Source organism: Acinetobacter lactucae (assembly GCF_013344765.1).
Classification (GTDB): Bacteria; Pseudomonadota; Gammaproteobacteria; order Pseudomonadales; family Moraxellaceae; genus Acinetobacter; species Acinetobacter lactucae_A.
In genome coordinates, this window is the sequence record NZ_JABVBF010000092.1 from 1 (window position 1) to 13,664 (window position 13,664).

Below are 13,664 nucleotides of genomic sequence, written 5' to 3' on the forward strand. Positions count from 1 at the left end.
TATTTAAAGCTCATATAAGTAAGAAAGCCCCCTAAAGGGCTTTAACTTCTTCACTAATCACGAGTTTTGACATCGAATAATTCAATTTCAAAAATTAAATTAGAATTCGCTGGAATAATCTTACCCATTTTACGCTCACCATAAGCTAAATGAGCAGGCACGATGAGTTTACGTTTACCGCCGACTTTCATTCCCATAATGCCTTGGTCCCAGCCTTTAATCACACGGCCTGTGCCAATTACACATTCAAAATAATTACCGCGGTCAATTGAAGAATCAAATTTTGTGCCGTCTTCTAACCAACCTGTGTAGTGAGTTGTAATCAAAGCACCTTTAACCGCTTCTTTGCCTTCACCTACTTTTAAATCGATAATTTCTAATTCATTTGACATGGTTTAACCCTTAAACTGAATTTCTAAAATCGTAATTAGTACTGAGTGTACCAACTGAATCTGTAGAATTTGTTGCGCTTTTCTATTTTACTGTAACTGTGTCCACACAACATTTGCCTGACCCTTTTCACCTAAAAGTGTCCACTCGTTGTCCATGACATTTAATTGAAGCTGCATGGTACGTTCACAAAGTTGTTCAAGCTCTGCAGTGCTTTGCGGGGCAATTTGCCACACTTGAACGTTATTTAACGTTTTAATTTTACTGTTTCTCTTCCACCAGTCTTCAACTTGTGTGCCATAAACAATAAGCGCAACACTTTTACAACGCGCACTGGCTTTTTTAACTTTATCTTCAGACGGTAAACCAACTTCAATCCAAGTTTCTAACTGACCCGTTAAATCTTTTTGCCATAACGCTGGTTCATCAGTTTCAAAAAGGTCTTTAGTAAACTCAAGCTCATCACTTGCAAAACGAGCAAAAGCCATCAAACGAACCATTAAACGTTCTAAAGTTTCCGAAGGATGTAAGGCAAGCGTTAGTTGATAATCACCATAAATATGGTCATCCATATTGGCAATATTCAAGTCTGCCTTATAAATTGTTGCTTTAAGCGCCATGATTAAAATGTCCAAAAATTTGGCGCTAAGGATACTCGATTTTGGGTAAAAAATTATAAAAAAACTGAACAAAGCAAAGCATAGTCACGTGAAATTTGCATATTCTTCCAAAACGCTCACTGCACTTTATAGTTGGCCGGCTTTTTGCTTTAGAGAGAAATATTCTCCTCTTTCTAAAATTGATGACTTATGTGGCAAAAGCTCAAGCGTAGTTTATTTTTACAGGTTCTTTGTGCTCTGTTTCTTGGGGTTGCAGTTGGAATCGGTTTTCATGATTTCTCCCTCTCTTTAAAGCCATTAGGTGATGGTTTTATTTCTTTAATTAAAATGCTTATTGCACCAATTGTGTTTTGTGTGGTTGTACTTGGTATTTATGGTGCAAATGACATTAAAAAAATGGGCAAAGTCGGTGCAAAAACTATTCTTTATTTTGAGGTTGTCACCAGTATTGCCTTAATTTTAGGCATTATTGTGGCTTATGTATTTAAACCGGGCGTCGGTATGAATATTGATATTAGCCATTTAGATGCAAAAGATTTAAGTACTTACACCGAACGTGCCCATGAAATGCACACAGGTGCTGAATTTCTACTCAATATTATTCCAAAAACCTTCACTGCCGCTTTTGCAAACGGTGATATTTTACAGGTTTTATTAATCGCTATTTTATTTGGCGTTTCTCTACTTTTAATTCCTAAACATTTGGCAGAGTTGGTACGTCAAGCGCTTGAAGCTTTTTCGGAAGTATTCTTTAAAATTATGGGACTTATTATTCGTTTAGCTCCAATTGGTGTATTCGGTTCAGTGGCCTATACCACTGCTAAATTTGGTTTAGATTCACTCTTACAATTGGGTTATTTAGTTTTACTGTTTTATGCAACCTGCATTTTATTTGTCGTTATTGTTTTAGGCTCGATTTTAAAACTTGCCGGTTTCAACATTTTCAAATTTGTGGGCTATTTTAAAGATGAACTCGCTATTGTTTTAGGTACAGCTTCTTCCGATTCTGTTCTTCCTCAAATTATGAAAAAGCTCAAAAATTTGGGAATCAAAGATTCTACTGTTGGTTTGGTTATTCCAACTGGTTATTCTTTTAATTTAGATGGATTTTCAATTTACTTAACTTTAGGGGTGATCTTTATTGCGCAAGCCTGCAATATTGATTTGTCTATGCATGACTTACTGGCTATTTTGCTGGTTTCACTCATTACATCTAAAGGGGCGCACGGCATTCCAGGCTCAGCTTTAGTTATTCTTGCAGCTACACTTTCAGTGATACCAAGTCTCCCTGCAATTGGGTTAGTGCTGCTACTTTCAGTTGACTGGTTTATTGGAATTATTCGTGCCTGTACCAATTTAATCGGCAACTGTGTCGCGACCGTAGTGATTGCTCACTGGGAAAAAGATATTGACCATGCTCAAGCCAAAGCTGTGTTAGAAGCTAAGCCTTAAAATCAGTTTTAGGGAACATTAAATCGTCTTTGGTTTAATGTTCTCTATTCTTCAAGCTGACAGGCAAGTAATGCTGTTTCAAAAGCCAACCAATCATGATTATGTTCGCTAATGACTTCAATACGGTTATCAATGCCTTCTTCGCCCGACTTATAATTAAACTGATCAGGATTAAAGTTAAAAACTTTCCACCCTTGATCTGTGTTAAAAATTCCCTTAATTCGTAGCCAGTCTTGCTGTGCACATAATAAATCTAGCAAAGCATAAAACTCGAATTTCCAGCGTTTAGGTAACTTCCAACCAGCCACAATATAACCTTGTGCCGACTCGACATAATGATAAGGTAATTGCTGAATTTCCTTTACGACCTCGCTCTCGCTCATTTGCTTTTGAAGTTTAAGTAAAGGTTGTATAGATCGCTCGGTTAAACGAGCAGCGATGTCAATTTTATTTAACGCTAACTGACCATGTTCGGTTTTAATCCATTCTTGATGATAAGGCTGGTATTCATCTTTTAATAATTGAAGCGCCTGATTATCTTCAAAAGTCATCACATCGGTATGTGACACCACCACAATTTGAGCAGCTTTTAACTGATCTTCATAAAGGTTTTGTTTAACCCAATTGGTATCGTGCAAACGACTGCCATCAACCACAGTAATTAACGCTCGCATGGCTAAACTACTTTGCCAATGAGGTTCAGTCAGTTGGTCAAATAACTGAGAAGGATGCCCAAGCCCAGTCGGTTCAATAAAGAGTCTGTCTGGCTTTTGTTCACTCAATAGACGGGCTAAAGCAATATGCATAGGTAATTGACTGCTACAACATAAACAACCACCTAATAGTTCTTTGACTGCATATCCTTCATCTTGAGGTAAGAGTTGTTGGTCTACTCCAATTTGCCCAAACTCATTCATTAATACAGCCCAAACCTCATTTTTAGGCTTTTGACTTAATAAATGCTGTAATAATGTGGTTTTTCCTGCCCCTAAAAAACCAGAAATAATATGGGTAGGAACAGTTTTTTGGGCAATAAATTTCACGAGTCACTCAAATTAAAACGGTCAAAAACATTCTAGGTATATCATTCTTTTTTGTCATGTAAATCATTTTTAAAATTGGTTGATGCTTTTTAATTTTTACTTAATAAACTAAAAATGAGAATTAAATCTCATTTATAATCCAAATTAACTTTTAATATTTATTATTTGAACGAAATATCCTATCTCACAACATTCATAATTCATGCCAGAGTGTTCGCTTTACGTAACAAAAGTGGTTTTTTTTCATTCAGGAGGAAATATTTTTACACATTTTAAGGTTTAAATACGCCCTTAAACTTTACAGATTCCGCACATAAACGGGCCGTATATTTCATATTGTTAAGATAGCCGTAATAGATTGTTAAGTTAATTGATGTAATCCAAACCTCGGCTTAGCATGTGTCCTAGCTTAGTCATTCAGCCATACAGGCTTCATGTAATGTGTGAATGATTAGGTTTATTTTATTTTTAAATGAAATCTAAGGATGCCATACAATGAAATTAGTTAAGACTCTACTTGCAACTACTTTAGCTCTAACTGCAGTATCAACTTTCGCTGCTTCTAAACATGAACAAGCACATAGCACTGCTGGTGAAGAGAAAGTTATTGTTTCAACTCAAGAACAAGCAGACACTGCAAACGCTGCATCTGATGCGGTAGGTTCTGCTTCTGAAGCTGCTCCTGCAACTCGTTAATTCTCTCAGCATTCTCCTCCAAGCTCAGAGATAATTTTACTGAAATGAAAAATGGACGCTGAATTTTGGTAAAAAAGAAAAAGGATCAAACCATGCTGCGGTTCGATCCTTTTTTTTATGAAGATTTTTTATACATACTACAAGATGGATTGTGGTTTTCTTGTAGACGTAAAACCTTACGGTGCTCAGCGGCTTCAAAGCGGCAACGCTTCCACTCGGTATTTAGATTTAATTGAGGCACTTCACATGGTTTGCCCTGTTCATCAACAGCAACCATCGTGAAATAACAGCTATTGGTATGACGTACTGTACGCTTCTGGATATTTTGGGCTTCAACACGGATGCCGACTTCCATTGAAGTACGACCTACATGGTTAACACTTGCCAAGAAGGTGACCAGCTCACCTACATAAATAGGTTCTTTAAAATTTACTTTATCTACAGATAAAGTCACTACGTAGCCACCCGAGTAACGACTTGCGCAAGCATAAGCGACTTGGTCTAGTAGTTTTAGAATCGTACCACCATGAACATTACCTGAAAAATTTGCCATATCAGGCGTCATCAAAACTGACATCGTCAATTCAGACTGATCATCAGTTGCTGTGGTCATTTCATCTAATGTAGGCATAGCTCAACTCTGTGTCTTAAAACAAGCTCAGTCAACATTATGGTTGATAATTCACAAAAAAAACATGCTTAAATCCACAACATAGCATTGTATTTTTTAATATCTTTGATTGTTTTTCAAAATTTAATTTTTTAAGGCACTATTTTTAAAGTTATTTTTTTAAAGCTGTTTTGTTTATCTTAGAAGTTTTTAGAAGATGCTATGCCATTTTATTCCATGTTCAATGACATAGCAGGTTCTTATGGTGACTTGCTAAACTTTATTAATGACGCCTGTCACGCCATTAATAATCATATCAATGGCGATCGTACCAATTAATAAAGCAGATAAACGCCCGACAATATCAAAATAACGGTCAATATGCTTAGCATGCTTATAGCGTAAATGATCATGTGAAAATTTCATCAAAATCAAAATACTACAGGTTAAAAATAAGGTGAAGGCTATCACTAGGGCTGCCTCACCAATTGACATTTCAATTCCTGTAACCACAGCCGCACTAATCGTGCCCGGACCGATCATAAACGGCATGGCAATAGTGCCAGCCAGATGTTCTGGTGCGCCACGCATTTCACCAATGGTATCGGCGCCCTGAAAAACATAGCGATAGCCAATCACCAAAAAGATGAGACCTCCAAAGATCTGAAAGGCTTCAAAACGTACATTCAGATATTTACTAAAAATTGTTTCACCGCCCCATGCAAATAGCATAAACACGACAAAAGCAATTAAACTTCCCTGAATCAGTGCTTTGTTAAACACTTTAGCTTCTGAATGGCGGATCAAGCCAATCATATAAATGCTCATTAAAAAAGGATTGAGCAAAGAGAAAAATAAAGCAAAAGAATGTAGATAAGGAGAAGCCATGCATTTTCCTCTTAAGCTTGTGGATCTGGGAACAATGGACGATTCCCGGGACTAATACGATTAATATGTAAGAATGTCATATGTCTTTCATATTTATCTAAAATATCGTTAATGACCTGTTCTTTACTATAACCGACCAGATCGTTATCTTGAGAGCCATCATAAAGATAAGTTTCAAGTCGGAAATAGAACTGTTTGCCTCGTTTTACACGCTGGCTAAAGTTAGGCGCGCTATAACGTACAGGCCAGATCTGATAAACAAAGTTTTGCTCTTCTTCCAGATGAATAGTGAGATCTAGATGGTAAAGCGTATCTTCATCTTCTAGCGGTGTTTGCTGCACATCTACATTCATGCCCTGCTTAACAAGCTCATCGGCAACAGCCTGAACAGCTGGCAAACACACCGTATCTAGCATGCGCTGTGTTTCAGTAGTTCCCGGATGATGCATGACTCGAGTTAAACGCTGTTTCCAATTGAGAATATCAACATTCCCTACCACTGGCGCTGCATTCATACTGCGACTAGCATGCCTGTAATCTTCAAGTCTGAGCGACTTATAAAGTCCAGCCATCACAAGGAACATTACGAAACTAAACGGCAATCCCATAATAATCGTTGCGTTTTGCAAGGCGGTAATGCCGTTAGTCATGAGCATGGCGAGTGTGAGCAAACCAATTGCAACAGCCCAAAACACGCTTAACCAACGTGGAGCATCATTATCAATATGGGTAAGTTTTGTGGTGAAGTTACCTAAAACCAGAGCTCCCGAATCGGCAGAAGTCACATAGAACAAAAGTCCTGTCACTGTGGCAATAGAAGCAATAAAGGTAAAGCCCGGATATTGTGCTAACAAGTCGTAGAAACCATGCGCAGGATTTGCCAACACAGTTGCTGCTAAGGTTTGGTTGCCTTCAAAAATGACACTGTGCAATGCACTATTACCAAAAATAGATAACCATGTGAGTGTAAATAGAAGTGGAATAATTAAGGTACCGCATACAAACTCACGAATGGTACGTCCTCTTGAGATACGTGCCAGAAAGAGTCCAACAAATGGAGACCAAGCAATCCACCACGCCCAGAAGAAGAAAGTCCAACTACTCATCCACTCTTTAGGTTGTTCAAAAGCAAAACTTTGTAAGGCTAAACTTGGGAAACGGCTTAAATAATCACCAATATTTTGGACAAGGGCATTGAGTAAAAACTCAGTATTTCCCAAAAATAAAATAAACAGTAATAGGCCGATCGAAACATAAATATTGATTTCAGATAAAATGCGTAAGCCTTTGTTGACCCCAGATGTCACCGAAATAATACTAATACCCACCGCAACAGCAATCAGGATAAATTGCATCCAGATATTTTCTGGTAATCCCAATAACACATGTAGGCCATAATTCAGCTGTACCACTCCAATCCCGCAGGTCGTCGCAATACCAAAAATTGTCCCGATCACGGCAGCCGTATCAACACTATGCCCGATTGCCCCATTAATTCTTTGACCAAAGATTGGATATAAAGCAGAACGAATGGTAAGCGGCAAATTATAACGATAGCTGAAATATCCCAAGGACATACCAATCAAGGCATACATACACCAGCCGGTTAAACCATAGTGAAACAATGTCCAAACCATACTTTGGCGCGCTGCTTCATAGGTTTGACCTACTCCGACCGGAGGTTGCATATAATGAGATAGTGGTTCAGCGACCGAGAAGAACATCAGGTCGATACCAATACCCGCCGAAAACAGCATGGCGGACCAACTAAGTAAACTAAATTCAGGTTTTGAATGCTTAGGTCCTAATTTGATACTGCCATATCTTGAGCAGGCAATAAAAATCACGAAAGCCATATAGAGCGTTGCGGCCAGCAGATAATACCAACCAAAGGTTGAAGTTACCCACTGAAGTACGGCGTTCATGACTCGATTTGCAAAATCGTTGAACAAAAACGTGACGAGAGAAAAAATTAAAATAAGTACAGCTGAAAAATAAAAAACCACACGGTTGAGCGGGTCTTTTTTAGATTTAGATAATGTTAAATCATCAACTGCTCTTGGATTATCTGTTGCCATACAATCCTCAAGGAATAAAATAAAAACAAAATATTTAATTTCGTCTTTTCACTCTTATTTAAAACAATGAAAAGACGACTTTAAACGCAAAAATAATATATAGATGTGATCGATTGAGGTTATAAAACCTCGGTCACTTTATTCTGGTCACAATTCGATGGGACCGAAATGTCTTTTGAAACAGCTAACTGTTTTTTCACTAATTGAGGGTCAAAATCATCTTGCTTTAACGCTTTGGCTAAACCAAACATATAGAGCAAAATAATCACTGAAAATGGTAAACCACATAACACCACAGCACTTTGCATGGAGTTAAAACTACCGGCTAAAAGCAAGCCAATACTTACAATGGTAATTACCACAGACCAAAAGACGCGTAACCAGATCGGTGAATCACTATCATTGGTGCCCCCTTTTGAGGACAAATTAGCGATCATTAGTGTACCAGAGCCAACCGGTGTCAAAAATAAAACGAAACAAATTACAACAACAATACCGGCAACATACGGATTAAACGGTAGATATTCGAGTAACTTAAATAAAGATAAAGCTGGATCTGTTAAGACCATATCACCCAAAACTTTCTGTTTTTGCTGCAAGATTAAATAAATTGCAGTATTTCCAAAAACCGAGATCCAAGCCAACGTAAAACCAAGTGGAATCAGGCACACACCTAATACAACTTCGCGAATGGTACGTCCTTTTGAAATGCGGGCAATAAACATGCCGACAAAAGGTGCCCAAGCAATCCACCATGCCCAATAAAACACGGTCCACGAACCCAACCAGCCACTGGCTTTTTGGTTGTATAAATACATATCAAAGCTTTTACCCATAAAATTATTAAGGTAATCGCCCGTATTTTGCACAAGACCATTTAATAAATGGTTTGTCGGACCTGTTAAGAATACAAATAAAAGTAAGGCATATAGCAAACGTAAATTAATACGCGACAACCATGCTAAACCTTTTTCAATACCCACCACGGTTGTGATGGTTGCAACAAACATCATGATGAGAACAGCAGTAATTAACGTTGCAGAATTATCAGGAATTTGAGGAAGTAAATAACAAATGCCCGATACCAGCACCAACGCTCCAATTCCCAAGTTGGTGACCAAGGAAATAACTGTCGCTAAAATCCCAAAGCCATCGACAAAATCACCCACCAAGCCATGCACTCGCTCTCCAAAAATTGGGTAGAGCGCTGAACGCAGTGCTAATGGCAAGTTTTGTCTGAAAGCGAAGTAACCTAAAGTAACTCCGAGCAAAGCATAAAGTACCCAGCCATGAATACCCCAATGCAAAAAGCTATAGGTCATCGCATTACGGGCTGCCTGAATCGTTCCTGCCTCACCTTCTGGCGGTCTTAAAAAATGGTCAACAGGTTCAGCCACACCATAATAAAGTAGCGCAATACCAATCCCTGCCGAGAACAACATTGAAGTCCAAGCCAGATAACTAAACTCAGGTTTGTCGTCATCTTTACCTAAAGGAATCTGCCCTACTTTTGAAAAAGCGAGCCAAGCAACAAAGCCCAAACACAGCACAATAACCAGCATGTAATACCACCCAAAAAAGTGATTTACCTGCTCTTGTACATAGGTCAGCCAAAACTGACTTTTTTCTGGAAACAGCACAAAAAGTAGGCCAAAAATGCCAATACTGATGGCCGAACTCCAAAATACGAAACGATTTAACCGAATATGGTCTGAAGAATATCTATCACTTTTCAACACCATCTTATTGCTCCTTGCAATCGGTGTATTTTTCTCAAAATAACGTGATAAGTACTGTACTTATGCGCATCATCCTATCCTTAAGAACCTTTGATTTCACCTCTTTATTCCAGAAGTTATCTTCAAAAATTCATTGATTTTTACATATCATACTCGTTATTGATTGAACGTTCAATCAATAACAAGTATGATAAAAAAGTGCTATGATGCTCTGCAAGTTAACATGTTGAATTTTAAGCACCCATAAAAGTGCTGATGTGGACAACCATGACAAAACGCAGAGTAAAACCAGAACATGTGCGACGTGAAGAAATCATGAACGCTGCACTCGACGTAATTTATGAAGTGGGGTTATCCAATACCACCATTGCACAAATTGCAAAAAAAGCCGAGTTGTCGACCGGCATTGTCAGCCATTATTTTGGCGACAAACAAGGGTTGATAAATACCTGTATGCAAGAAATGTTAAATGTTCTGCGTCGTAAAACCGAACAGTACAGAGCAGAAGCAGATTCGCATCCAGAGAGCCAGATTAAGGCCATTATCGACTCTAACTTTGACATTAGTCAGGTCAATGAAAAAGCAATGCGGGTCTGGTTAGACTTTTGGTCAGCAAGTATGCATGTACCAGACTTAAGCCGCTTGCAAAAGATTAATGATCAACGCCTGTACTCTAACTTGAAGTTTTATTTCCTCAAGTTGATGAATGAACAACAGGCCAGTGTTGCCGCTAGAGGGTTGGCAGCATTGATTGATGGATTATGGTTACGAGGCAGTTTAAGCCGTCATAACGAATTTGACAGCAACCTTGCTCGTTCCATTGCTTACGATTATGTACAAACGCAATTGCAATTTGCGAACAAGCCTTTGCAGGAGAGACAAAATGAGTGATGTACAAGTTCATCAATTGTATATCCATGGACGCTACGTTAAAGCAACCAGTGGTAAAACATTTAATAGTATTAACCCTGCCAACGGCGAGACCATCGCGACTCTTCAGCAAGCTTCTGAACAAGATATTGAAGCTGCTGTACAAAGTGCCCAACAAGGACAAAAAATCTGGGCTGCCATGACTGCCATGGAGCGTTCACGTATTTTACGTCGTGCTGTCGACATTCTTCGTGAACGAAATGATGAGCTTGCCCGTCTTGAAACTCTCGACACAGGTAAAGCTTTTAGCGAAACATCTACAGTCGACATTGTGACTGGTGCAGATGTACTCGAATACTACGCAGGACTTGCAACAGCCATTCAAGGTGAACAAGTACCGCTTCGCGAATCTAGTTTCTTTTATACACGCCGTGAACCTTTAGGTGTGGTTGCCGGTATTGGTGCTTGGAACTACCCAATTCAAATTGCTTTATGGAAATCTGCCCCTGCCCTTGCAGCCGGCAATGCCATGATTTTCAAACCAAGTGAAACCACTCCACTCACTGCATTTAAACTTGCAGAAATCTATACAGAAGCTGGCTTACCAGACGGCGTATTTAACGTTGTACAAGGTGCTGGCCGTGAAATTGGTCAGTGGCTGACTGAACATCCCGTGATTGAAAAAATCTCATTCACTGGCGGTGTGGAAACCGGCAAAAAAGTTATGGCAAGTGCTGCTGGCTCTACGCTGAAAGAAGTAACCATGGAACTCGGTGGTAAATCTCCACTGATTATTTGTGAAGATGCCGACCTGAACCGTGCCGCAGATATTGCCGTCATGGCAAACTTCTTTAGCTCAGGTCAGGTATGTACCAACGGTACACGCGTATTTGTTCCAAAATCACGTTTAGCCGACTTTGAAAAAGCCGTTGTAGAACGTGTAAAACGTATTCGCATTGGCGACCCAATGGCTGAAGACACAAACTTCGGACCGCTCACCAGCTTCCCTCACATGGAAAAAGTGTTGTCTTTCATTGAGTCAGGCAAACAACAAGGCGCTAAAGTCTTAATTGGTGGTGGTCGTGCTACAGAAGGTGAGCTTGCCAAAGGCGCTTATGTACTACCGACGGTATTTAGCGACTGCACTGACCAAATGACCATTGTTCAAGAAGAAATTTTTGGACCAGTCATGAGCATTTTAAGCTATGAAACCGAAGAAGAAGTCATCCGTCGTGCTAACGACACGACCTTTGGTTTAGCTGCTGGTGTGGTCACTCAAGACATTAGCCGCGCTCATCGCATTATTCACCAAATTGAAGCTGGTATTTGCTGGATTAACACTTGGGGCGAATCGCCTGCCGAGATGCCAGTCGGTGGCTACAAACAATCTGGCGTGGGCCGCGAAAATGGCTTGACCACACTTGGGCACTATACCCGTATCAAATCTATTCAAGTTGAACTTGGCGATTATCACAGCATTTTTTAATGCCCCAATCGCTCTAAACACTTCAACCTAAATCACATATGCCGAGCAGTCTTTATAGATTGCTTAGGCAAACTGTTAGTAAAAAAAGGATAGTTATGAATATTAAAGAATATGATTACATTATTATTGGCGCAGGATCTGCCGGAAATGTACTCGCTGCGCGTCTTACTGAAGACAAAGATACCACCGTTTTATTATTAGAAGCGGGTGGCCCCGATTACCGCTTGGATTTCCGTACACAAATGCCGGCAGCTTTGGCCTACCCTCTTCAAGGCCGTCGCTATAACTGGGCTTATTTAACCGACCCAGAACCACACATGAATAACCGCCGTATGGAATGTGGTCGTGGTAAAGGTTTAGGTGGTTCATCTTTAATTAATGGCATGTGCTATATCCGCGGCAACGCCATGGATTTAGAACAATGGTCAACTCATAAGGGCCTTGAAAACTGGTCTTATGCCGACTGTTTGCCTTACTACAAAAAAGCCGAAACACGTGACATTGGTGAAAATGACTACCATGGCGGCAATGGTCCTGTATCCGTTGCAACACCTAAAAATGGCAACAATGTATTGTTCCATGCCATGGTTGAAGCTGGTGTACAAGCAGGTTACCCGCGTACTGATGACTTAAATGGTTACCAACAAGAAGGCTTTGGTCCAATGGACCGTACGGTTACGCCTAAAGGCCGCCGTTCAAGCACTGCACGTGGCTATTTGGATATGGCAAAAGGTCGTCCAAACCTGACCATTCTGACTCATGCTACGACTAACAAAATCTTGTTTAATCAAAAGCAAGCGATTGGTGTCGAATACATTATTGGCGCTGATCAAAACAACTTACAACGTGCATTGGTTAAACGCGAAGTCTTACTGTGTGCAGGTGCAATTGCTTCACCACAAATTTTACAACGCTCGGGTGTAGGTGAAAGTACCTTCCTAAAATCAATGGACATTGATGTGGTTCATGATTTGCCGGGCGTAGGTGAAAACCTGCAAGACCATTTGGAAATGTACTTACAATATAAATGTAAGCAACCTGTTTCTTTATACCCTGCCTTGAAATGGTATAACCAACCTGCGATTGGTGCCGAGTGGTTATTTAATGGTACAGGTATTGGCGCAAGTAACCAGTTTGAAGCAGGCGGATTTATCCGTAGTTCGGATGAGTTTGCATGGCCAAACATCCAGTACCATTTCTTGCCGGTTGCCATTAACTACAACGGTAGTAATGCAGTGAAAGAACATGGTTTCCAAGCACACGTCGGTTCAATGCGTTCACCTTCACGTGGTCGTATCAAACTTAAATCGAAAGACCCTTTTGAGCATCCAAGTATCTTGTTTAATTACATGTCGACTGAACAAGACTGGCGCGAGTTCCGCGATGCGATTCGTATCACACGTGAAATCATGCAGCAACCCGCACTTGACCCATATCGTGGTGAAGAAATTAGCCCGGGCAAACATTTGCAAACTGATGCAGAGCTTGATGACTTTGTTCGTAACCATGCAGAAACAGCTTACCATCCATCCTGTAGCTGTAAGATGGGAGAAGACGAAATGGCTGTTGTAGATGGTCAAGGCCGCGTACATGGTATGAATGGTTTGCGCGTGGTTGATGCCTCAATCATGCCACTCATTATTACCGGTAACTTAAATGCAACCACCATTATGATTGCCGAGAAAATTGCAGACCAAATTCGTGGGCGTGAAGCGTTACCACGTTCAACTGCACCATTCTATGTAGCATCATAAAATCTTAAAGGGCATATTTCTTATGCAGAGATATGCCC

12 protein-coding genes are annotated in these 13,664 nt (G+C 40.0%); 5 read left to right on the forward strand and 7 right to left on the reverse strand.

From position 1 onward, the window contains the following. Nucleotides 1-53: 53 nt before the first annotated feature. Entirely contained in the window at nt 54-392 is a 339-nt protein-coding gene (locus tag HUN22_RS10540) for an FKBP-type peptidyl-prolyl cis-trans isomerase (RefSeq protein ID WP_002117532.1), read from the reverse strand. 87 nt (nt 393-479) lie between these two features. Then, on the reverse strand, nt 480-1,010 hold the full coding sequence (locus HUN22_RS10545) for a YaeQ family protein (protein WP_174728910.1): 531 nt from the start codon (nt 1,008-1,010) through the stop codon (nt 480-482). Between the two features lie 189 nt (nt 1,011-1,199). Between HUN22_RS10545 and dctA the strand changes: the two genes are divergently transcribed. Next, a complete protein-coding gene (dctA, locus tag HUN22_RS10550; protein WP_174728912.1) occupies nt 1,200-2,462 on the forward strand; it encodes a C4-dicarboxylate transporter DctA in 1,263 nt (420 codons plus the stop codon). A gap of 44 nt (nt 2,463-2,506) precedes the next feature. Here the strand turns inward: dctA and HUN22_RS10555 are convergent, their stop codons facing one another. Then, complete coding sequence (locus HUN22_RS10555) at nt 2,507-3,505, reverse strand: CobW family GTP-binding protein (protein WP_174728914.1); 999 nt, start codon at nt 3,503-3,505, stop codon at nt 2,507-2,509. A 495-nt stretch (nt 3,506-4,000) separates the two neighbouring features. On the opposite strand from HUN22_RS10555, the gene HUN22_RS10560 reads away from it, so the two are divergent. Next, nucleotides 4,001-4,201, forward strand: a complete 201-nt coding sequence (locus tag HUN22_RS10560) for a hypothetical protein (RefSeq protein WP_174728916.1) — start codon at nt 4,001-4,003, stop codon at nt 4,199-4,201. 115 nt (nt 4,202-4,316) lie between these two features. On the opposite strand, the gene HUN22_RS10565 is transcribed toward HUN22_RS10560, so the two are convergent. The 4 genes from HUN22_RS10565 to HUN22_RS10580 all read right to left on the reverse strand — a co-directional run bounded on the left by HUN22_RS10565 (nt 4,317) and on the right by HUN22_RS10580 (nt 9,519). Next, nucleotides 4,317-4,832 (reverse strand): acyl-CoA thioesterase, encoded by a 516-nt coding sequence (locus tag HUN22_RS10565; protein WP_031947615.1) that lies wholly within the window; start codon nt 4,830-4,832, stop codon nt 4,317-4,319. Nucleotides 4,833-5,084: 252 nt separating this feature from the next. Next, a complete protein-coding gene (locus HUN22_RS10570; RefSeq protein ID WP_002117499.1) occupies nt 5,085-5,699 on the reverse strand; it encodes a MarC family protein in 615 nt (204 codons plus the stop codon). Nucleotides 5,700-5,710: 11 nt separating this feature from the next. Further along, the gene (locus HUN22_RS10575; RefSeq protein ID WP_174728918.1) at nt 5,711-7,777 is read right to left on the reverse strand and encodes a choline transporter; all 2,067 of its coding nucleotides are present in this window, start codon (nt 7,775-7,777) and stop codon (nt 5,711-5,713) included. Nucleotides 7,778-7,896: 119 nt separating this feature from the next. Further along, the gene (locus tag HUN22_RS10580) at nt 7,897-9,519 is read right to left on the reverse strand and encodes a BCCT family transporter (RefSeq protein WP_057105304.1); all 1,623 of its coding nucleotides are present in this window, start codon (nt 9,517-9,519) and stop codon (nt 7,897-7,899) included. Nucleotides 9,520-9,783: 264 nt separating this feature from the next. Between HUN22_RS10580 and betI the strand changes: the two genes are divergently transcribed. From betI to betA, 3 genes are all read left to right on the forward strand, one after another. Continuing rightward, nucleotides 9,784-10,407 carry a transcriptional regulator BetI gene (gene betI, locus HUN22_RS10585; protein WP_016141953.1) on the forward strand — a complete coding sequence of 208 codons (624 nt, stop codon included), beginning with the start codon at nt 9,784-9,786 and terminating at the stop codon, nt 10,405-10,407. After that, on the forward strand, nt 10,400-11,872 hold the full coding sequence (betB, locus tag HUN22_RS10590; protein WP_174728920.1) for a betaine-aldehyde dehydrogenase: 1,473 nt from the start codon (nt 10,400-10,402) through the stop codon (nt 11,870-11,872). Before betI ends, betB begins: the two co-directional genes overlap by 8 nt. A 95-nt stretch (nt 11,873-11,967) precedes the next feature. After that, nucleotides 11,968-13,626, forward strand: a complete 1,659-nt coding sequence (gene betA, locus HUN22_RS10595) for a choline dehydrogenase (RefSeq protein WP_174728922.1) — start codon at nt 11,968-11,970, stop codon at nt 13,624-13,626. The last annotated feature ends 38 nt before the right edge of the window (nt 13,627-13,664 follow it).

What these genes read in the sequence shown, in the direction of transcription:
- HUN22_RS10540 (WP_002117532.1), bottom strand. Translation starts at nt 392, where the DNA reads ATGTCAAATGAATTAGAAATTATCGATTTAAAAGTAGGTGAAGGCAAA.
- HUN22_RS10580 (WP_057105304.1), bottom strand. Translation starts at nt 9,519, where the DNA reads ATGGTGTTGAAAAGTGATAGATATTCTTCAGACCATATTCGGTTAAAT.
- dctA (WP_174728912.1), top strand. Translation starts at nt 1,200, where the DNA reads ATGTGGCAAAAGCTCAAGCGTAGTTTATTTTTACAGGTTCTTTGTGCT.
- betA (WP_174728922.1), top strand. Translation starts at nt 11,968, where the DNA reads ATGAATATTAAAGAATATGATTACATTATTATTGGCGCAGGATCTGCC.
- HUN22_RS10565 (WP_031947615.1), bottom strand. Translation starts at nt 4,832, where the DNA reads ATGCCTACATTAGATGAAATGACCACAGCAACTGATGATCAGTCTGAA.
- HUN22_RS10575 (WP_174728918.1), bottom strand. Translation starts at nt 7,777, where the DNA reads ATGGCAACAGATAATCCAAGAGCAGTTGATGATTTAACATTATCTAAA.
- HUN22_RS10570 (WP_002117499.1), bottom strand. Translation starts at nt 5,699, where the DNA reads ATGGCTTCTCCTTATCTACATTCTTTTGCTTTATTTTTCTCTTTGCTC.
- betI (WP_016141953.1), top strand. Translation starts at nt 9,784, where the DNA reads ATGACAAAACGCAGAGTAAAACCAGAACATGTGCGACGTGAAGAAATC.
- betB (WP_174728920.1), top strand. Translation starts at nt 10,400, where the DNA reads ATGAGTGATGTACAAGTTCATCAATTGTATATCCATGGACGCTACGTT.
- HUN22_RS10545 (WP_174728910.1), bottom strand. Translation starts at nt 1,010, where the DNA reads ATGGCGCTTAAAGCAACAATTTATAAGGCAGACTTGAATATTGCCAAT.
- HUN22_RS10560 (WP_174728916.1), top strand. Translation starts at nt 4,001, where the DNA reads ATGAAATTAGTTAAGACTCTACTTGCAACTACTTTAGCTCTAACTGCA.